At 38.1% G+C, this 20025-nt stretch carries 18 protein-coding genes; 12 read left to right on the forward strand and 6 right to left on the reverse strand.

The genetic code is table 11. From position 1 onward, the window contains the following. The first annotated feature begins 1 nt into the window (after window position 1). On the forward strand, window positions 2–583 hold the full coding sequence (locus DK924_RS05655; protein ID WP_109874559.1) for a YceI family protein: 582 nt from the start codon (window positions 2–4) through the stop codon (window positions 581–583). A gap of 44 nt (window positions 584–627) precedes the next feature. Here DK924_RS05655 and DK924_RS05660 read toward each other — a convergent pair whose 3' ends face one another. Together DK924_RS05660 and DK924_RS18735 are read right to left on the reverse strand one after the other, a co-directional pair. Next, window positions 628–1461, reverse strand: coding sequence for a transporter substrate-binding domain-containing protein (locus tag DK924_RS05660; RefSeq protein ID WP_109874560.1), 834 nt, complete (start codon window positions 1459–1461; stop codon window positions 628–630). A gap of 122 nt (window positions 1462–1583) precedes the next feature. Continuing rightward, a complete protein-coding gene (locus DK924_RS18735; protein ID WP_007375427.1) occupies window positions 1584–1751 on the reverse strand; it encodes a hypothetical protein in 168 nt (55 codons plus the stop codon). Window positions 1752–2164: 413 nt separating this feature from the next. Here DK924_RS18735 and DK924_RS05665 point away from each other — a divergent pair, with 413 nt between their 5' ends. The 5 genes from DK924_RS05665 to icd all read left to right on the forward strand — a co-directional run bounded on the left by DK924_RS05665 (window position 2165) and on the right by icd (window position 11799). Further along, window positions 2165–3100, forward strand: coding sequence for an acetoacetate decarboxylase family protein (locus DK924_RS05665; RefSeq protein WP_109874561.1), 936 nt, complete (start codon window positions 2165–2167; stop codon window positions 3098–3100). A gap of 20 nt (window positions 3101–3120) precedes the next feature. Beyond that, the gene (locus DK924_RS05670) at window positions 3121–5370 is read left to right on the forward strand and encodes an NAD(P)-binding protein (protein ID WP_109874562.1); all 2250 of its coding nucleotides are present in this window, start codon (window positions 3121–3123) and stop codon (window positions 5368–5370) included. A gap of 87 nt (window positions 5371–5457) precedes the next feature. Further along, entirely contained in the window at window positions 5458–7728 is a 2271-nt protein-coding gene (locus tag DK924_RS05675; RefSeq protein ID WP_109874563.1) for a TonB-dependent receptor, read from the forward strand. Between the two features lie 28 nt (window positions 7729–7756). Further along, entirely contained in the window at window positions 7757–10453 is a 2697-nt protein-coding gene (locus DK924_RS05680) for a 7TM diverse intracellular signaling domain-containing protein (RefSeq protein WP_109874564.1), read from the forward strand. Between the two features lie 95 nt (window positions 10454–10548). After that, on the forward strand, window positions 10549–11799 hold the full coding sequence (gene icd, locus DK924_RS05685) for an NADP-dependent isocitrate dehydrogenase (RefSeq protein ID WP_055012571.1): 1251 nt from the start codon (window positions 10549–10551) through the stop codon (window positions 11797–11799). Window positions 11800–11811: 12 nt separating this feature from the next. Here icd and DK924_RS05690 read toward each other — a convergent pair whose 3' ends face one another. Continuing rightward, a complete protein-coding gene (locus DK924_RS05690) occupies window positions 11812–12258 on the reverse strand; it encodes a hypothetical protein (RefSeq protein WP_055012570.1) in 447 nt (148 codons plus the stop codon). A gap of 109 nt (window positions 12259–12367) precedes the next feature. Then, entirely contained in the window at window positions 12368–13315 is a 948-nt protein-coding gene (locus DK924_RS05695) for a LysR family transcriptional regulator (RefSeq protein ID WP_109874565.1), read from the reverse strand. 117 nt (window positions 13316–13432) lie between these two features. Between DK924_RS05695 and aceK the strand changes: the two genes are divergently transcribed. The 5 genes from aceK (at window position 13433) to lepB (ending at window position 17760) form a co-directional block, all read left to right on the forward strand. Continuing rightward, window positions 13433–15223, forward strand: coding sequence for a bifunctional isocitrate dehydrogenase kinase/phosphatase (gene aceK, locus DK924_RS05700; protein ID WP_109874566.1), 1791 nt, complete (start codon window positions 13433–13435; stop codon window positions 15221–15223). 46 nt (window positions 15224–15269) lie between these two features. After that, window positions 15270–15662, forward strand: coding sequence for a hypothetical protein (locus DK924_RS05705; protein ID WP_181388758.1), 393 nt, complete (start codon window positions 15270–15272; stop codon window positions 15660–15662). Between the two features lie 19 nt (window positions 15663–15681). After that, window positions 15682–16644 carry a zinc-binding dehydrogenase gene (locus tag DK924_RS05710; RefSeq protein ID WP_109874567.1) on the forward strand — a complete coding sequence of 321 codons (963 nt, stop codon included), beginning with the start codon at window positions 15682–15684 and terminating at the stop codon, window positions 16642–16644. Window positions 16645–16731: 87 nt separating this feature from the next. Next, window positions 16732–16986, forward strand: a complete 255-nt coding sequence (locus tag DK924_RS05715; protein WP_109874568.1) for a DUF2999 family protein — start codon at window positions 16732–16734, stop codon at window positions 16984–16986. Between the two features lie 123 nt (window positions 16987–17109). After that, the gene (gene lepB / locus DK924_RS05720) at window positions 17110–17760 is read left to right on the forward strand and encodes a signal peptidase I (protein ID WP_109874569.1); all 651 of its coding nucleotides are present in this window, start codon (window positions 17110–17112) and stop codon (window positions 17758–17760) included. 60 nt (window positions 17761–17820) lie between these two features. Here lepB and DK924_RS05725 read toward each other — a convergent pair whose 3' ends face one another. Then, window positions 17821–18534: a flagellar brake protein gene (locus DK924_RS05725; protein WP_010390195.1), complete on the reverse strand. Its 714-nt coding sequence runs from the start codon at window positions 18532–18534 to the stop codon at window positions 17821–17823. 395 nt (window positions 18535–18929) lie between these two features. Between DK924_RS05725 and DK924_RS05730 the strand changes: the two genes are divergently transcribed. Beyond that, window positions 18930–19439 (forward strand): DUF2937 family protein, encoded by a 510-nt coding sequence (locus DK924_RS05730; protein ID WP_109874570.1) that lies wholly within the window; start codon window positions 18930–18932, stop codon window positions 19437–19439. 5 nt (window positions 19440–19444) lie between these two features. Here DK924_RS05730 and DK924_RS05735 read toward each other — a convergent pair whose 3' ends face one another. Continuing rightward, the gene (locus DK924_RS05735) at window positions 19445–19990 is read right to left on the reverse strand and encodes a DUF3365 domain-containing protein (protein ID WP_109874571.1); all 546 of its coding nucleotides are present in this window, start codon (window positions 19988–19990) and stop codon (window positions 19445–19447) included. Window positions 19991–20025 lie beyond the last annotated feature (35 nt).

Consider the following 20025-nt stretch of genomic DNA (forward strand, 5'->3'; position numbering starts at 1 on the left):
AATGAAAAAGTTACTATTAACTTCAGCGTTATCAGCAGCGATGTTTATGACAGCTACCGATGCTAGTGCTGCAGACTATGTTATTGATACCAAAGGAGCACATGCCTTTGTTAATTTTAAAATTAAACATTTAGGTTACAGCTGGTTGCACGGGCGTTTTAACACCTTTGATGGGCAGTTTAACTACGACGCTAAAAACCCAAACGCATCTCAAATTAGTGTAAATATCGACACAGCAAGCCTAGATTCAAACCATGCTGAACGAGATAAACACTTACGCGATGGCGACTTTTTAAATGTAAGCAAATACCCACAGGCTAGCTTTAAAAGTACAGCAATTAAGTTTGATCAAGACGGTGAAGAAGCCACAGTAACCGGTCAGTTTACCCTTCATGGTATTACTAAAACAATTAGTTTTGAAATTGATAAGATTGGTGAAGGTAAAGATCCATGGGGTGGTTACCGTGTTGGTTTTGAAGGTGAAACCAGCTTAAAACTAGCTGATTACGGTATTGATTACGATTTAGGCCCAGCGTCAACGCACGTTGATATTGGCTTATTTATTGAAGGTATCCGTCAATAATACCGTTTTATAGTTAAAGCTAAGCGTGATAACGCTTAGCTTTTTTATTGTAAATGATCTTCTAATTTTGATTTTAAGTGACTTGGTAACCACCGAGTTAATACTTGTTTATAGTCTTCAGTTTGCTTAATTAGTTTGAGTTGCTGATTGAGTGTGGCAATATCTTCTGCGCCTTGCTCGTTTTTAGTACAGCCAATGTAACCGTAACTAATTTCTGGTGCCTCAATCAGCATACGCTGCGTTAAATTGTCACTAAACCCCATCGTTTTTGCTAAATAATAATGCTCACTGGGGTAGCCTAATAAAATATCAATTCGCTCTAAGTTAAGCATATAGGTTAATGTACTGAGGGTATCGCGAGTAGGTCTAATGACAATATTTGTATTAGGTGTGGTATTAATTATTTTATCAATTTCACTGCCGTATGAGCGATTCATCGATACACCCAAGGTGAGCTTTTTATTTACTAATAAATTAGTTAACGACACTGATTTACTACTTTCAATACCTAGCGCAATGCTCAGCTTTTGATGCATGGCAATGGATGGAGAAAGACCAGCTGTAGAGCTTTGATGCGTGAAATAAACACGTTCTTCTCGATATTTGTTTTTATAAAGTGATAATGCGCATGCATTTGATTGCAGGTTAGCGAGTTCCTGAATAACTTTACCAGAGGGAATAATGATACGTTCAAAGTTAATATGCGGAAGTTGTTGCTCTAACAGTGAAATAATACTTTCATCACGGCCCTGAGATTTATCCGGACCGCTTAAAATATAATAGGGCGCAAAGTCATGCGTTATCCATTTTATTGTTCTGGCATCACACTTTGTGCTTAAAAATACACAGACGAACAGTATTAACCACGAAAACCGCATTTTCACTACAACAAATAAATAAACATGGATTTAAGTGTAGTCAGTAATACACCAAAAAGTAAAATGCCAGCATAAAGCTGGCATTTTAATTTATTTATAAGTTAAACACTTATAAATAATAATTAACTGGCTTTCAGCCATTTTACAAATTGACGTGCATCACTTGCTTTTTGAAACAATGCATTTTTCAAACCTTGTGTATCGCTGAAGATTACACGATGTTTGTTAACCGAAATTGATTGCACTGGATGTGCTATTTGGATCATAGATCCGTTATATTTGTATGACATAATAAAACTCACTTTATTTTTGTTATTTATTCTGGGCTTTTTCTTAAAGCACATTACAGATGATAAATAATCTAATTGTGTTTAGCTTCATTACAGTGTTGACGATCTTTATGACACTTTTACGATGATATTAAAAATAAATCATCAAGGTATTAATAGGGGTTCTCGCCGTACAATAACTTAGCTTTTGAATATACGTTTTGCGGGGCTTACTGGATCAGGGTAAAGAGGTTAACCGCTAGGGCTTTTTATAGCCAAGCAGCGATATTACGTCACAATATTTTTCTTTGCAAGCAATTTATTAAAATACTTTGAATTGAGTGGAATTCACATATAGCCATAAATATTAATTCGTAAAGGTCAACAGACCCAAATATATCTGACTATACTCAGTTTTTAACTGAGGGGGTCAAATGAACTCACTATCTGCGCCATATCAACATTTTTTATCTAATCCAATAGCAAAGCCGCCTTGTCGTATGCACAATGCAAATATGTATGGTTTTTTTGCTGAAATAGAATCTAATAAAGCACAAAAGTATATTGATTCAACGTTAAACATAGGGGAGGAGGGTAATATTTATTTTAAAATACTTGGCGAGTTTGCACTTATTACATTTACAGATATTGAAAAAATAGCCTCGATGACCCCGCCATTCGATCAGCATGGTTGGATGCAAGAAACAGATATTATCATTTGGTTGCCTGTCGCTAAGGTTGAGGATGAAGATATAACCTACTTATATTGGTATCCAGCATTTATCTGTGTTAACAACATTTATGCACTTATTAATGGTCGCGAAACATGGGGCTATAATAAGTATTTGTGTGACTACACCATGCCCAGCTGTGTATCGGAGCTATCGAATTTTTCAATATCTTTAGAATGCTTTGAACATTTCTCCCCTGAATCAAAGCTACAAATGCATGAGCTATTTTCAATTACTATAAATTCTAAACACCAAGATAGCGATTTCTTATCTATTATTGATAACTTTGGCGATCAAGTAGCAAATTTGTTTTCTCGCAAACATTTAGATATTGATTTTTCATTATTAAAGCAGTTATTGAGTGGCTTTGTTAATCCACAAATGGATCAAATTTTGTTAAAACAATTTCCTGATGGCAGTGGCGATTCAGCGGTATACCAGAGCGTAATGCACTCACCTTCAATGATTAAAAAAATACATAGCTTTAAATTTTTGAAACCTGAGTTTACTTTGCATCTTAATAAATTAGATAGTTTTCCACTTGCCGATATGTTTGGTCTAAAGTTAGGTAGTCAAGCGCTGCACTTACCTTTTTATGTGCTAATGGATTTCGACCAGTTAGCCGCAACTAAAATTTAAATTGCTTAGAAGGATTTACCATGAACCAAGAAAAAATCGTGATAATTGGTGGCGGTGTATCGGCTATGACTGCTGCACTGTATCTAACTGAGCAACCTGACTGGCAACAGCATCGAACTATCACAGTATACCAACAAGGCTGGCGTTTGGGTGGTAAAGGAGCAAGTGGTCGAAATGCGGCTAGCGGGCAGCGTATTGAAGAGCATGGCTTACATGTTTGGTTTGGTGCTTATGTAAATAGCTTTAAAACAATAGAAACGGTTTACACTAAATTACAACGGCCAGCCGATTCACCTTTATCTACATGGCAGCAAGCATTAAAACCGCATAGCTTTATAGCCTTAGAAGAATATATTGATGACCAATGGCAAACATGGCCAATTGATTTCCCATTACTTGCAGGGAATCCTGCTGATGGAAGTTTAGATATAACGCCATGGGATTTTATTAAAATGACCCTAGCTTGGCTAAAAAAGTGGATATTTGATTTACAGTCAGCAGCAAAAAAAGCTAATAAAAATATACAATTAAGTACAAAAAAAACACGAGATCAATCTTTATTACGGCACTTGCACCAACAAATAACAGATTTGGTTGATGATACCGAAGATGCTTGGCGAGATTTTGCTGATGATATAAAACAATATTCGAGTGAAGTTGCTTCTACTCCAAGCTTATTAATCAATACATTAAATAAGTTTGCCCACGCCGACAATACATTAAACCCCCAAGCCTATGAGAAAAAAGATGGCCTTGTTATTTGGTATATAGTTAGAAAGCTAAAGCGCTGGCTTAATAGCGAAATGATTGAGTTGTTAGACAATAATGCGCAGCTTAGACGATTATATATTTGCGCAGACCTTGCTATCGCAATGCTAGTTGGTTTGGTAAAAGACAAAGTATATCGAGAAGGGTTTGAGGTTATAAATAAATTTGATTTTAGGCAATGGCTTATAAGAAATGGGGCAAATGAGCAATACAGTGCTAATTCGGCGCCTATACGAGGGTTTTATGATTTGGTGTTTGCGTACCCTGCGGGTGACCTAAGTAAGCCCAATGTTGAGGCTGGTGTCGCATCACTGGCTATGTTACGCATCGCGCTGTGTTACCGCGGAGGGGTCATGTGGAAAATGCAAGCGGGGATGGGCGATGTCATCTTTGCTCCCTTGTACGAATTACTAAAAAAAAGAGGGGTTAAGTTTGAGTATTTTCATCAATTGCAAAACCTGACTCCCAGCCTAAGTGAGCAAGGAGAGAGTTTTGTCGAGACCGTTGAACTTCAGCAACAAGTTTCTTTGCTCGCAGACGCAGAGTATCAACCACTGGTTAATGTTAAAAAACTACCTTGTTGGCCAAGTGAACCACTTTATGCGCAAATTAATAGTGAACAAGCCGCACTATTAAAGCAGCATGATATTAATTTAGAATCTTTTTGGTCAGACTGGCCGTCTCAATACGAAAACCATTTTGGGCAGCCACTGCCAATAAAAAAATTAAATTACAAAGAAGATTTTGACAGAATTGTGTTGGGTGTATCTGTGGCGTCACTTGAGCACGTATGCCCTTCATTATTAGCGTGGGATACTAAATTTGCAGCGCAAGCAAAGCAAGTCAAAACGGTGGCAACCCAAGCTGCCCAACTATGGCTTAATAAAACAGACGAGCAATTAGGCTGGCAATATATTCCAAAGAGTAAAGAAGGCCCAATTCTAAGTGGCTTTAGCGAACCATTTGATACGTGGGCGGCAATGATGAATTTAGTCGACAAAGAGCAGTGGCCTACTGATTGTCCTCCTGAAAACATTGCTTATTTTTGCAGTGTTTTTCCTTGTGAGTACTATCCACCAAAAAGTGAATATCAATTTCCTCTACAGGCTAAATCGCAAGTAAAGGTAAATCTAGAAGCAATACTAGAAAAAAACATGCAGTCCTTATGGCCGCTTGCATATCAAAATAATGAGTTTGACTGGTCTGTATTATATGAAATATCGTCATCAGGGGATGAACGATTAAATGCTCAATACTGGCGAGTAAACGTTGACCCAAGTGAGCGTTATGTTTTGTCAGTTGCTGGTTCAAGTAAGTATCGACTGGCGACAGATGAAACAAAATTTACAAACCTTTTTATTACCGGTGACTGGATTAAAACGGGTGTTAATGCCGGTTGTGTTGAAGCGGCTGTTATGGCAGGTATGCAAACAGCCAGAGCAATGGTGGGTTACCCACAACACATTAGTGGCGAAAATGCATTTGCAGTTATCAAAAATTAAAATACTCTTCCAGCACAGCTTTAATCGGTTGATTAGTATATAGTTAAACATGTTGTTTACATTTATTTAGCGCAAAGGTCACGTGAAATGAAAAATAAAGGCAAGCTTCTGAATAAAAATATATGGTTGGTATGCTTACCAGGCTTTTTACTGCCACTGCAGGCGAAAGTAGTGGTAGAGGGTAAAAGTGATGACCAACCGAACATGGAAATAATTGAGGTTTATGCGCAAAAAAGAGCGCAAAAAATTGAAGAAGTCGGCATTTCTGTAAGCACAATAAAAGGGGACGATCTCAAAGCGCAACACGTTAAAGACTCAACAGAGTTATCTGTATTTGCCCCAAATTTAAAAATTAGTCAAAACGCAGCGGAAGGCACACCACCAGCGGTTAATATTCGTGGCGTAGGGCTAGTTGATTATAACACCGCTAATACATCGCCGGTGGCGATGTATGTGGATGATATAGCCGTGGGCTCTGCCAGTAACCAAATTGTAAACTTATTTGATATTGAGCAGATTGATATTTTGCGTGGCCCTCAAGGAACTTTATTTGGTCGTAACTCTACTGGCGGGGCTATTTTAATCCGCTCTAAACGCCCTGAGTTTGAACAAAGTGGTTATTTAAGTACTGGTATTGCTAATAACAACGCGACCAGTGTAGATGCTATGTTTAATTCAGCTATTGGAGAAAACACAGCCGTTCGTGTTGCGCTAAACCATCAAAATTATGATTATTCTACAAACAATATTTTTGCTGATTCACCAACAGCAGGCATGCGGCAAACAAATGGTCGAGTATCTTTTTTAGCTGACTTTGACACTGTGCAGTTGTTGATAAAAGGGCATATTTCTGATTGGGATGGCATAGTTCAGCCTGTTGGCAGTATTGGGGTTATTGCAAACCCATTAACAGGAGAGCGATGCTCGCCAGCACAAGCAGGTTCAACCACCTGTTTTGATAACTTTGGATTTAATGATGGCAGTGATGATTTTTATACTGTAAGCGTTAATAATAATTCGCCACATAAAACCGATGGTAAGGGGGTTAGTGCCCATGTTAATTGGCAATTGGATACACACAATGAGCTTATTTCACTAACTAGCTATAACAAGTTAAAGCGTGATCATGCCTTTAACTGTGATGGCTCTCCAGCACGGTTATGTGAAGGTAATTTAGGTTTAAATACTGATTTAGTAACGCAAGAGTTTCGGTTGCAATCTCAGCTCGCAGAGCATTTTCTTACAACGGGAATTTATTATGCTGATGAGTCTATTATTCAAGACAATGTAAATGATATTTTACGAGATTATCGAGGCATTTTAGCGACAGATTTAACCGCTACTTTTTTCTATGATAATAGGATAAAAACAAAGAGCATTGCAGCATTTACTCAACTTGACTATCAATTAAATCAAGATTGGCTAATTACCGCTGGGCTTCGTTATTCTTATGAGTCTTTAGATTACGACTCAACATCCCAGCTTAATATTATTTTAGACCCTAACGATTTAACCGGAGTTAAGGTGCCATTTTATCGTGTTCAGGGAGAGCAATCAGATAATGGCATCTCTGGTCAGTTGGCTGTGAACGTTAAGCTGGATGATGCAACCTATGCCTATTATCGATTTGCTAATGGCGCAAAAAGCGGAGGCTATAACGGTGGGTTTTTATCATCGGTTGAACAAGCACAGCTTGCTGATTATCAAAAAGAACGATTGAACTCACATGAAATTGGCTCAAAGTCTTGGTGGCCACAGTTGGGCATGCGATTTAATTGGGCTGCATTTTATTATGATTATAATGACCAACAGGTGTTTATGAATCAGCCTTCAGTATCTGATCAGAGCCCGCCTATTCAATTATTAGAAAATGTGGCAGATTCGACTATATATGGCCTAGAGGCTGATTTTGAGTATTGGCTGACCGATGATTTGAATGTTAAGTTTGCTATGGGTTATATACCCCATGCAGAGTTTGAAGAATATGTTGATCCTTTAGGTAACGCATTATCAGATAATCGCTTGCCGTTTACCTCAAAATGGAACCTCAGTGCAGGCATTGAATACTCGCACGTGCTGGCTAATCACCCACTTACAACGCAATTATTAGTTGATTATCAATCCGACTACTATTTTGATCAGAATCAAAACCCTTATGCTATGCAAGATGGCTATAGTATTTTTAATGCAAACATACATTATCAACATGATAACTGGGCGATTGCTATTTGGGGGAAAAACCTCTTTGGTACGCAATATAGTCACTTAAAATTTGATTTAAGCTCTTTCCTTGGCATGCTTGAAGACTTTAAAGGTGAAGGCAGGCGTTTTGGTTTAGATGTTAGTTATCAGTTTTAATTTTAGTCTTTAAATTAAGGTGCGAAGTATGCCAATGAAGGCAGTTCTAAAGCTATTTGTATATTGTGTATTTTTGTGCTTTAGCAATTTAGCGCCGGCAGATACACTCGCTCCTATTGTTTATACTTTAAAACAACAAGATACTGATTTGCTCGGTCAGGGTCATGTATTTCAGGTAACGAGTGGTACTTTTCCCCGTAACCACAGTGAAATAGAAATGTGGCTTGAAGATAAACAACCACAATCAAGAACATCGTTTTTTGGTGGTAGTTTTTGGTTTGTCATAGCACTTGAAAATAAAACAGACTTAGATGAACTGGTGCTCTATCCGTATAACACGTTACTTTCAAAAATCGAAACCCGGATTTATGATATATCGAACTTTGATGAACCAATAAAGCAGTATGTCACTGGGGGGCTTTACCCAAATGAGTTTGCATTTCATTATGGGAATAAAGTTAAGCTGGCGCCTAATCGTTCTTACGTATTAATTGCAAAATTTCAAAGTGAATATTTTTATACTCCACCAAAATTAGTGCTTTCATCTTATGACGATTTTTTTGTAAGAAAAACCTCAGACAACATGATTATGTTGCTGTGCTTTGGGGTTGGTATTGCGTTAGGTTTATACAATTTTCTTATTTACTTGGGGGATAGAGATAAAACCCATTTGTACTACGCCATGTTCACAGCATGCTGGGTGTTGGCTTGGAGTCAGTTTTTTCATATACCGGATCAAATTTTTGGTTTTTACAATGCCCATTTTCATTGGTTAGGTTTTACTTTAATTCCCATCACAAATATTTTATTTTTTAACAGCTTACTTAAATTAAAAGACACGTCTCCTAAGTTATCTCGATTATCAATCTACTTAGGCATTGTTGCCACCGCAGGCGCACCTTTTGCAATGGTTTGGCCTGGTTTTGGCTTTATTTGGGCCACTTTAGTGACAGGGGCAACTTTATCTTTAGGTATGGTTGTTGGTATACGAAGCTGGATCAGTGGCTTTAAGCCGGCTCGCTATTTTGTTCTCGCCTATTTGGCTATGGCCATTCCTAATATGGTTGGCAATTTAACTAATCTAGGAATTATTGAGCCAATAAAAATGGATCTCTATTTACTTGGGCTTATTGGCACCGCGCTCGATGCGGTATTACTTGCTTTTGCTGTCGCAAATAAATTCAGTATTTTACATCATCAGAATGTTGAACTGACTAAAAACTTGGAACACAAGGTTAAGCTGCGTACCCAAGAGTTACAACAATTGGCGGAAGAGCTTCGTGATGCAAGTGAAGCTAAAAGTCGATTTTTAGCCAATATGAGCCATGAGATCCGCACCCCAATGACATCCATTATTGGTTATGCTGATGGGATAATTTTAGGTGATATACAGCCTCATGAAAGAAATCATGGGATCAGGGTGATTTTGCAAAACAGTCGTCATGTACTTGGACTAATTAACGATATTTTGGATATGTCGAAAATTGAGGCTAACCGTTTAGAGATAGAATTAGTTGAAACGGATTTGTTTGCCACTATTGCTGAAATTGAATCATTACTAGGAAAGCAAATCCGCGATAAAGGCTTAAAATTCAAAGTTGATTATCAATTTCCATTACCAGATTGGATAGTCTCAGATCCAACTCGACTTAGGCAAATATTATTAAATTTAGCAACCAATGCACTTAAATTTACTACCCAAGGCTACATAATGCTGACGGTGAGTTGCAATCAAAAGCAACTAATAATTAAAGTTGAAGACACGGGTATTGGAATGACTGAAAGTGAGCAAAAAGATTTGTTTACTCCTTTTCATCAAGCAGACTCGTCAATTTCTCGTAAATACGGTGGTACTGGACTTGGCTTAAATATATCAAAAAGCTTAGCAAACAAACTAAATGGGGATATTACTGTATTTTCTGCGGTAGGTAGGGGTAGTGAGTTTTGCTTTACTATGGAGTTAAATACAACCGAACATACGCAATGGGTTAACACATTCGACGATATACGTAAGCCACAAACTAAAGAACTATTTTCAAATAATAGTCAGCGAAATTTAGTGGGTAGAGTACTTGTGGCTGAAGACCATCCAGAAAATCGTCAGCTTATTAAGCGAATTTTAGAGCGGATGGGGTTAACCGTTGTCGCTGTTGAAAATGGTCGAGATGCAGCGCAAGCAGCGATGGATGAAAGCTTCGACTTAATTTTATTAGATATTCAAATGCCAATTATGGATGGTGAGCAAGCAATTAAGATTATACAAGCAACAGGGGTAACAACACCCATTGTGGCGCTCACTGCTAACACGATGAAGCATGAAATTGATCGCTATTTAAAACAAGGTTTTACTGATCATATTGCCAAACCTATAGATAGAAGCTGTTTTAGTAGTAAAATTGCAAGTTATCTTGATATTGATATATGCGAGAACATTAAGCTACCCGATGAGGAGTTTGCACTACTCAAGCAGGAATATATTAAAGGGTTAAATAAACAAAAAGACACGTTAGTGTCTCAATTTAAGCAGGGTGATATAACGGGTTTTGCACGCAGCGTGCATATGATCAAAGGAACGGCTGGAATGTTTGAATGCAAAGCTTTGTATAAACAGGCTGTTGATTTTGAAACAAACTTAAAGTCTTCACCTGACGCTTTCGACATACAACAAGTTGAGGCTCTACTCAATGCGATTGACGTTATTTTAACCGTTAAAAAAGCACCTTAAATTTTACATTTTATCGTTGAATAACCGCTATACGCTTTGTTATGAAGACAAGTAGGGTTATGCATGCTTAAATATATTCTCTTGTAGGAGGACGTATGCAGTATCAACATATTAAGGTGCCAGACAATGGCGACAATATTCACATTGATGATCAAGGACAGTGGCATATACCCGAACAACCTATTATTGCCTATATTGACGGTGATGGTGTTGGCTTAGATGTGATGCCAGTAATGCGTCAAGTAGTGGATGCTGCCATAGAACATTGTTATGGCAAGGAACGTAAGATACATTGGATGCAGGTGTATAATGGTGAACAAGCGGCCCAGCTTTATGATGGCGACTGGTTCCCTCAAGAAACCATTAATGCAGTACGTGAATGCAAAATTGCTATAAAAGGGCCGCTAACCACACCTTTAGGCGGTGGCTTTCGCTCTCTTAATGTTGCGCTTCGCCATGAAATGGATTTATTTGTTAATATGCGTACTATAAAAGGCTTTAGTGCTTTACCCTCGCCATTAAAAAATCCCTTTACCACTAACATTACCGTGTTGCGCGATAGTAGTGAAGATGTTTATTCAGGAATTGAATGGCAGGCGGGGAGTGTTGAAAGTGAAAAAATGCTCGATTTTTTGTGTGAAGAAATGGGCGTAACCCGTCTTCGTTTCGCTCAAGAGTGTGGTATAGGGATTAAAAATATATCTAAAGAAGGGTCAGAGCGATTAATACGCTTTGCCATTAATTATTCCCTTAAAAATGAGAGAGAGTCACTTACGTTAGTGCACAAAGGTAATGTTCTTAAATTTACCGATGGGGCGTTTAAACGCTGGGGCTTTGCGCTTGCAAAACAAGAATATAATGCCAAAGAACATGAAAATGGGCGTTGGCTTGAAATACAACGAACCAATTTACCCCCCTTGATTATTAAAGAAGTGATTGCCGATAATATGTTGCAGCAATGCTTGATGGATCCTGCGCAATTTGATGTGGTGGCTACTACAAATCAAAATGGTGACTTTTTAGCCGATATGCTCAGTGCACAGGTTGGGGGAGTAGGGATTATGCCTGCCGCCAATTTAAATACTGAGGTGGCTTTTTTTGAGCCGACACATGGCACGTTCGAGCGAATAGCTGGTCAAGATAAGGCAAACCCGAGCAGTAGCATATTAAGTGCAGTGTTAATGCTTAAGTATATGGGATGGGTTGAAGCGGCATGTTTAATCGAAAACGCCTTAGAAACTACATTTGCCAGTGGGCAGGTAACTTTTGATTTGGCTCATTCAAATCATAACTCGACAACCTTAAGCTGCAAACAATTTGCTAGTAAGGTTATCGAGCACTTTTAAACGACTGCATTGTTAAGCTGCTGAAGCGTTAGTGGCTGCTTGACGATGAACACATGGACGCTCTGTTAGCTCTGCTGCTCTGTGATAAAGCTCATGTGCACTTGGCTCGTCACATACAGTGCCACTGAGCGTGTCCATTAACGCAACTACAATAATGGCAGGTACTTGACAGCAGTATTCATCTAATACAGCTTCGGTTGTTTGTGCATCAACATGGCAATGAGGGTGGCTTTTACGTTGATAGGCACTTAATAAAGTGTTTACGTCAAGAGTATCGTTTTCTTGATGTTTATTTTTACGACATTTACAGCCGAATTCATCAACTAATGTGGCAAGTGACTGGTAAACGTGACCCGTCTCAAGCGGCGTATTTGGGCATAATTGTTGTTCAATGAAGTGATGTAAATTTGCATCAATGAATAACCCGTCTTGTTGTGTGAAGCTTGCTGATGTTTGCATAATTATTACTCTTAGTTTGTTGGCTTAACTTCACTGTAGCGCTAAGTGTAATATTAATGAAATTGTTGTTTTCAATAACTGATATTGATTTTATCAATATTTTAATATGTTACCTATCAACCACTGTATTTGCGAACGCCAATAACTCACGTCTAAGCCATTGATGCGCTGGTGTGTGGTGTAATAACGGGCTCCAAATCATTTTTACTTCTATGGGCACGACTTGAAATGGTACTGGGCTAATCACTAAATTAGTATGACTGGTTAATAGCTTTGCTTGACGACGGGGTAGCGTAGCTATGAGTTGCTCAGATTGACACAGTAAGCTGGCAATCATGTAATGGCGAGTAAATACGCGTATTTTACGGGTTTGTTCTAATTGCCACAAAGCTTCATCTACCCAGCCTAATTTTTGTTTTCCTGACTTATTGGTCACTGCGGGCTCTGGCCCCCAGCCTGCGCGGTTAACCCATATATGTTCGCTTTGTAGGTATTGATTTAAGTTAGCATGCGTTAAAAAATCATTATTTGGGTGGGTTAAACAACAATAATTATCTCGCCATACAGTCGCTTGATGAAAAGAGCGCGGCAGACCATTAAAACGATTTATTGCCAAATCGATAGTGCCTTTTTCCATATCTTGTAAATTTACATCACTGGGACTGAGCACATCAAAGTCAATACCCGGGTTTTTAGCTAGTTGCTCGCAAATAAAGGGGGCAATTAGAGTCGATTCTAAATAATCGTTTGCCATGATACGAAATGTAACCTGTGCAGTTGCTGGGTTAAAATGCTCACTTGGCTGAGTGATCTCCTCTGCCATTTTAAGCAGCGCTTCAATTTCAGGTTTGAGTGACAGTGCTTTGGCTGTGGGAGTCATAGAGCCCGCAGCTCGTACCAGCAAAGGATCATCAAATAAATCTCTTAAACGTTTTAACGCATTACTCATCGCTGGTTGAGTTAAAGCAAGCTTATTAGCTGCTTTTGATACGCTTTTTTCATCTATTAATACATTTAAATAGACGAGTAAATTGAGGTCGACATTTCTTATATTCATATGATCAATTTTATTTATTTGCTGTATTAATTACCTAAATTAAAGTGTGCTTGCTAAGGTGTAAACCTCTAATAAAAAATAATCAGCATAATTGCTAAAAATAGAAGCGCCTAAATCATGCCAAGCACGCCATTAACCTCTCAACATAATTCGGTACAATCCGTGGTCGCCACTAAGTTAGCCCGAGCGATATTTGCAGGCTTTGAGGCTATGTTTTCACAATTTTTAAATATCACCTTAGGGGCACAAAGTCGCTTTGAACAACGCCAGTATCATGAGGTGCAAGCAGCAATGCGAGAGCGCTTACAAGTGTATGAACGCTTAGTAAAGCAAGTAAGTGAAGCCGTTAGAGTGATTGCTTATGATGAATTGGATTGTCCTCAAACATGGCAGCGGGCAAAAAATATTTATGGTGAGATGGTAAAAGAGCATGAAAACCAACCCATTGCGCATACATTTTTTAATTCTACTTTTGGCGCTATTTGGGATGATAAAAAAATTCGCACAGTTCACTTATTTGTATTAAAAGCAAAATACCGAGGACAGCCGCGTTCCTATGAAGGACTTGTAAGTCGTATCTCCTTAAAAGAAGGGTTTGATCAAGCAATTAAAGCCTTATTAAATGAGCAAGTGTTTAGAGTCCCCTTTAAAGATTTAAGTAGTGATTTAAATAAGTTACAAGCAACGTTAACGCAAGGTGCTCAGCAGCAATGTCGACAAGTATACGAATTAATAAACTTAAATGACGGTTATATTGAATACGCTAATTCGCATTTTTATCGTAATAAGGCCTGTTATGTCATAGGGCGATGTATTGCCAAAAATGGAGATAACATGCCCTTTGCAATTGCTATTTTAAATACCCCCGATGGGCTTACAATTGATGCTGTAATGATGGGGGCTGATCAACTTAGTTTATTATTTGGCTTTGCACGTACCTATTTTATGGTAGATACCGACCAACCTGCCCGTTATGTTGACTACCTCAGTGTGTTAATGCCTCACAAACAACGTTTTGAATTATTCAATGCGATTGGTTTCATCAAACATGCCAAAACCGAGTTTTATCGTTATAAAGTAGATACCACTAAAAGTAGTCCCGAGGAATACACGTATCATCTAGCGCCAGGGACTCCGGGTATGGTGATGCTAGTTTTTACCATTGACGGCCTAGATTATGTATACAAGGTAATAAAAGATAAGTTTAGTGCCCCAAAAACAGCAACTAAACAACAAGTAAAAGATAAATATAACTTTGTAAAACAAGCTGACAGAGTAGGGCGATTAGTTGACACTCATGAGTTTAGATACCTTGCATTTGACTTAAGCCGTTTTAGTGATGAACTGCTAATAGAAATGAAAAAACACATTGGCGATAGCTTAGTCATTTCCGGCAAAGCCTTAATACTAAAGCATGTTTACGTTGAGCGAAAAATGACACCGCTCAACCTGTATATCAATCAATGTAATAGTAAATCACTTCAGCAAGTGATGCTTGATTATGGTAAAGCGATAAAAGAGCTTGCCAGTGCAAATATTTTTGCTGGTGACATGCTGATGAAAAACTTCGGCGTAACACGTTGGGGGCGAATAGTATTTTATGATTATGATGAAATTTGCCCTCTCACCGATTGCAATTTTAGAGACGTGCCAAATACACAAAACGCGTTAGAAGAATTAAGCTCACACAGCTATTTTGATATTGACCAAAATGATATATTTCCCAGTCAATTTAAAGTGTTTTTTAGTGCCAGTAACAGTGCGTTTAACCACTTTAATCATTACCATAGTGATTTATTTACGGCAAAGTACTGGCAAATGATCCAGCAAGGAATTGAGCAAGGCCAGCTTCCAGATGTATACCCTTATAAGCAAAGTTGGCGTTTTAATACTATGTCAGTAAATTAACGCTGAGTTGGTTTCTTCAGGCACAGTTAACACGATAAGGATTATGATGAAATTTACTATATTCGCTTGCTTAGTTTTATTGCCATACTCTGTATTTGCCAATCCCCTATTAGGTACGTGGGAGTTTGTTCAAGGAAAATACGCGATAGAAGATGGGTTTGTCAGCGCTAAAGCCCCAGAGATAACTTCAATCAAATTAGTAACAGCAACACACTTTAGCTATATCACAGAAAAAAATGGCCAATTTAGTTATGCTGGTGGTGGCCAGTACCAATTAACCGATGGGCAATTTATTGAAACCTTTGAGTATGGCAATATTGCATCATTGATGGGTAAAACCATGGCTTTTGATTATAAAGTTGAAGGGAATTTGTGGCATCATTCTCTTACAGAAAATGGCCAGCTAGTTGAAGCCGAAGTGTGGCGAAAAATCAAATAAACCCAATACAAGGAGACTTATGCAGTACATTTCACATCATGAGCAGCAGTTAGCGTTTTCGAAAACCGATAAACCAAAAGTTAATAACAATGAAGTGCTGGTAAAAGTGGCAGCGATTGGGGTTAACCGCGCTGATTGTATGCAGCGTCAAGGTAAGTATCCTGCTCCTGAAGGAGATAGCCCTATTTTAGGACTTGAGTGTGCAGGCACCGTGTGTGAGCTTGGCAGTGAGGTAGACCCTAAATGGCTCGGTAAGCGTATTTTTACTTTATGTGCTGGTGGCGCTTACAGTGAATACGTCGCAGTAGATGCGCAGCAGTTAATGATATTGCCTGATCATATCTCTATGGCGCAAGGTGCTGCTATAAGCGAAGTGTATTTAACAGCCTTTGGTGCGCTATTTGAATTAGGCAAGTTACAACCAGGGCAAACGGCGCTTATTCATGCCGGTGCCAGTGGTGTTGGTGGTGCGGCTATTCAGATGGCAAAAAGTGCTGGTGCACAAGTAGTGATTACCGCGGGTTCGGATGAAAAGTGTGAACATGCTAAAAGGTTAGGAGCTGACCACGTAATTAATTATAAAACCACTGATTTTGTTGAGTATATGAAATCACATAAGCTCACTGCAAACGCAATTGTTGACCCTGTTTCTGGTAGCTATTTAAATAAAAATGCCATGGTGGCCGCAATGGATTGTAAGATTATTATGCTGGCATTTTTAGACGGGCGCTTTGCAGAGGTGGACTTTGCACGTTTATTACAAAAGCGGATTTCGTTTCATGCATCAACACTACGTAATCGCAGTATTGAGTTTAAACGAGCTCTGAGAGATGCCTTTGTCTCGCGTTTTTACGATGATATTGCCAACCTCAACTATGACTTTAATATTTATAAAACCATGTCATGGCAGCAAGCCAGTGAGGCTCATGCCATTTTAGAGGGTAATGAAAACTCAGGTAAAGTTGTGCTACTGGTTGGATGATATAAGCAAGCACAGCGGGATTAATATTGTTAATTAGGCTGTGCGCCCATATAATTTAGTGAACACTATAAAATATTAAGGCAAATAATGAATCCAATTATTGCAATATTAAAAGAGCACAACGTTAGTGATGAAAAAGTAGCTGCGTTGTTTGAAGCATTTACCCAAAACCCAATGATGGCTATGGCATTAGTGCAAGAGCTGGGTATACCATCTGAAAAGCTTCAGCAACTAATGGCTGTGGTGATGACTCAACCGCATTTGATTAAAGAAGCCACTGATGAATTAGGTCTTGATTTTGCAAAAGTACAAGAAGCGAAAGACAAGTTAAATCAGCAGTAAACCACCTTTAGAGACATGTTTTATACATGTCTCTATCATTAAACATGTTTTGTTACACACTCCTTTGAACGGCTCTGCGTTTATACAGTCAAATAAATACTTAACCCATAGCAGAGACAAAACATGAAGCGACTTTATAAATTTTGGAAAAATAATCGTTCTTTAATTGTATTCATTATTTTAATGAGTGTGTTTAGAAGTGCCGTCGCCGATTGGTATGAAGTACCAACAGGTTCAATGAAACCGACTATTGAAGAAGGCGATCGAATCCTTACCGATAAAATGGCGTATGATTTACGTATACCATTTACGCATGTATCCCTGTTGAGAATGGGGGACCCACAAACTGGCGATATTATTGTATTTGACTCGAAAGTAGCGGATAACAGTTTGATTAAGCGAGTAATAGGTGTACCTGGAGATACTATTGTACTTAAAAATAATGAACTTATAATCAACGGCGAAAAGCTTAATTACACACATTTGCAAAGTAATCCGACTTCTTTAGATAAAATAGAAAACTTAAATGGTTATAAGCATTCAATCCGCGTTAGTAATACACCATCACGTTTATCGAGCTTTGATGAAATAACAATTCCTGAACACTACTATTTAGCCATGGGTGATAACCGTGATAATAGTGCAGATTCTAGAGTAATAGGGCTCATCCCACGTGATGAATTACTAGGTAAAGCCGAGCGTGTGATTGTATCGCTTGATTACGACAACTATTATTTACCTAGAGCAGAGAGATTTTTAAAACCTTTAGAGTAATAGAACTGCTGTTAGCAAGGCTAACCACAAGGTTTTAGCCTTAATTCGTTTGTGATTTTTCTAATCTATATCAATTGAATACGCTTCGAGTAGCTCATTTAGCTTAGTTTGCTCTGATGCATCGAACTCGATACCGACACTTAGGCGATTTCCCTTCATTTGATTATTTCTGATATAGGACGTGACTATGACAGACTTATTGTCTATCGGTGACAAAATATGCACAAATACTTGGCGTTTTTTTAGCGCTACAAATCCAGAGCTTACATGTATCGCAAAACGGCAGCCACTGGGTGAAATATCAATGATTAACCCATGCAATAAGCTCTTACTATCGGCGTCTATATCACCTTTGTGTAAACTTATTTTAGCTGGAATATGAGTCGGTAGCCTGCTAGTTTCACGTAATTGACGGCTTTCGATTTTTTTAGGGTACGCTAGATAAATTAACCGTTCAGGGCGAAATGAAATCGCTAATATACTGGTAGAAAAAGCCACACATTCACCGCGCTCATCTTCGATGATATAACGAACAATGGCGCCATTGCCTTCAACTAAAATATCGCTGTAGTCGTTTTTACCTGCTTGAGCAGGGTATTTTAATATTAAATATTTACCGGTGTCGTAGCCGATTAAAGTGAGCTTAAAGCGAACCTGAATAGGGTTGTTAAATTGTATATCAATTAATTTCCCTGGAAGTAAATCGAGGAAAAACTTTTTTTGATCTTCAGTTGCTTTCTCTTCAACAGTGGTATTATTTTTATTCGCTTCCACAAACTCTTTCTCAATATTAACAGACGCTTAATTATCTTTTAATATAGTGTAAAAATCACTAGTATTAAAGAGGGCATTTAGAATTAGGTATTAATACTTTATGCTCGTTCTAGTAAGTATTTCAGCTATTCACGGGGTTTTATCTACAGAAATGTTGCTATTTTAGCAACACGTAAACATTAAGGTGATCAATAAAAACTTAGCGCTTTGCTATTGAAATCATACTTATACTACCATTTATCACGTTAAGGATTATTATTTACGAGCTTGAAATAAATATTTACCTTTCTCTCGATAAAATTTATCTACATAAAAGTAAGTCACTTGACTAAGTAAATGGTATAGCATAGTAACACCATCTATCTGTTTAAATTAGAGCAGCACAAAGGATTATGATGATCGTTAACATGTTCGATAAATTAATATTTGCTTGCGCTTTTATTATTGCATTGCAACTACCGCAGCTAAGTGATCATTACCAACAACATTTAGCGGGCTTGTATCATGCGACCAAGTGGCAAGTTGATGGCTATGCAGATACAGCAAAGCAATATAAATTTTCTAGCACACAAGCAATGATAAACCGTCATTTAGAAAACACGGAACCGAGTGTCAGAGCCGATGCAGAACAAAAAAAGCAAACCTTGATGCTATTCGCAGACTTAAATCAAGGTATGAAGCTATTTGAGCAAGGTACTTTAGTGCAAAAATTGCTGTATATATTCTCCCCTGATCGTTTCGAAAGATTACAAAATACACTTGATAACTTTAAGTTAGGGATCCCTTTAACCACCAGTGCATTATTGTTTGCGCTGATATTAGCTATCATATTAAATCAGCTCGTAATGTTGCCGTATACTTTATATGTTGCCCACAGAAAACGAAACGCAGCGAATGCTCAATGACGTAATTACTGTTGGTGCTTTTTAATCGGCTTTTTAACGATAAAGGCACCACGAATATCACCCTGTTTGAAATTTGTTGCTTGATCGCTAGGGTACAAAGCGGCTATTTTTTTAGCAACTTCAGGTGCAATGTGACTGCCATGACATGCTAAACACGCCTTTTGAGTGGGGATCGCTTTTATAAAATACCAGCCATCTGACCTTTGTGTTTGGTGTTCTATTTTTGCTATAGGCTCGCCATTGAGCTTACGTTGTTCAAAGTTTAATAAAACATTTCTTAACCATTCATCGGGTTGATTATCTGGGTTACGTGTTTTTAACGCACTGCGGCTAATTTGCCATGTACTGTTGCTGTGTTGTGAAGCGATAGCGGGTGCGGCTGTATTACATACACTTATTGCTGCTATAGGTCCATTTTGTTGCATTGTGCTAACCAGTATCTGTTTTAAATCAGTTGAAAATGCCTTAATAGTTTTGCGCGCATCGTCAACATTGTTAGCAAAAGCAGCGGATGAAATAAATAAACTGGAAAAAAGTAAAATAATGCGCATAATATGCCCCTTAATATTAGTAACTACTAATATAT

Source organism: Pseudoalteromonas sp. meg-B1 (assembly GCF_003173795.1).
Classification (GTDB): domain Bacteria; phylum Pseudomonadota; class Gammaproteobacteria; order Enterobacterales; family Alteromonadaceae; genus Pseudoalteromonas; species Pseudoalteromonas undina.

Coding starts and splice junctions, on each gene's coding strand:
- DK924_RS05655 (WP_109874559.1), top strand. CDS start 2: ATGAAAAAGTTACTATTAACTTCAGCGTTATCAGCAGCGATGTTTATG.
- DK924_RS05660 (WP_109874560.1), bottom strand. CDS start 1,461: ATGCGGTTTTCGTGGTTAATACTGTTCGTCTGTGTATTTTTAAGCACA.
- DK924_RS18735 (WP_007375427.1), bottom strand. CDS start 1,751: ATGTCATACAAATATAACGGATCTATGATCCAAATAGCACATCCAGTG.
- DK924_RS05665 (WP_109874561.1), top strand. CDS start 2,165: ATGAACTCACTATCTGCGCCATATCAACATTTTTTATCTAATCCAATA.
- DK924_RS05670 (WP_109874562.1), top strand. CDS start 3,121: ATGAACCAAGAAAAAATCGTGATAATTGGTGGCGGTGTATCGGCTATG.
- DK924_RS05675 (WP_109874563.1), top strand. CDS start 5,458: ATGAAAAATAAAGGCAAGCTTCTGAATAAAAATATATGGTTGGTATGC.
- DK924_RS05680 (WP_109874564.1), top strand. CDS start 7,757: ATGCCAATGAAGGCAGTTCTAAAGCTATTTGTATATTGTGTATTTTTG.
- icd (WP_055012571.1), top strand. CDS start 10,549: ATGCAGTATCAACATATTAAGGTGCCAGACAATGGCGACAATATTCAC.
- DK924_RS05690 (WP_055012570.1), bottom strand. CDS start 12,258: ATGCAAACATCAGCAAGCTTCACACAACAAGACGGGTTATTCATTGAT.
- DK924_RS05695 (WP_109874565.1), bottom strand. CDS start 13,315: ATGAATATAAGAAATGTCGACCTCAATTTACTCGTCTATTTAAATGTA.
- aceK (WP_109874566.1), top strand. CDS start 13,433: ATGCCAAGCACGCCATTAACCTCTCAACATAATTCGGTACAATCCGTG.
- DK924_RS05705 (WP_181388758.1), top strand. CDS start 15,270: ATGAAATTTACTATATTCGCTTGCTTAGTTTTATTGCCATACTCTGTA.
- DK924_RS05710 (WP_109874567.1), top strand. CDS start 15,682: ATGCAGTACATTTCACATCATGAGCAGCAGTTAGCGTTTTCGAAAACC.
- DK924_RS05715 (WP_109874568.1), top strand. CDS start 16,732: ATGAATCCAATTATTGCAATATTAAAAGAGCACAACGTTAGTGATGAA.
- lepB (WP_109874569.1), top strand. CDS start 17,110: ATGAAGCGACTTTATAAATTTTGGAAAAATAATCGTTCTTTAATTGTA.
- DK924_RS05730 (WP_109874570.1), top strand. CDS start 18,930: ATGATCGTTAACATGTTCGATAAATTAATATTTGCTTGCGCTTTTATT.
- DK924_RS05735 (WP_109874571.1), bottom strand. CDS start 19,990: ATGCGCATTATTTTACTTTTTTCCAGTTTATTTATTTCATCCGCTGCT.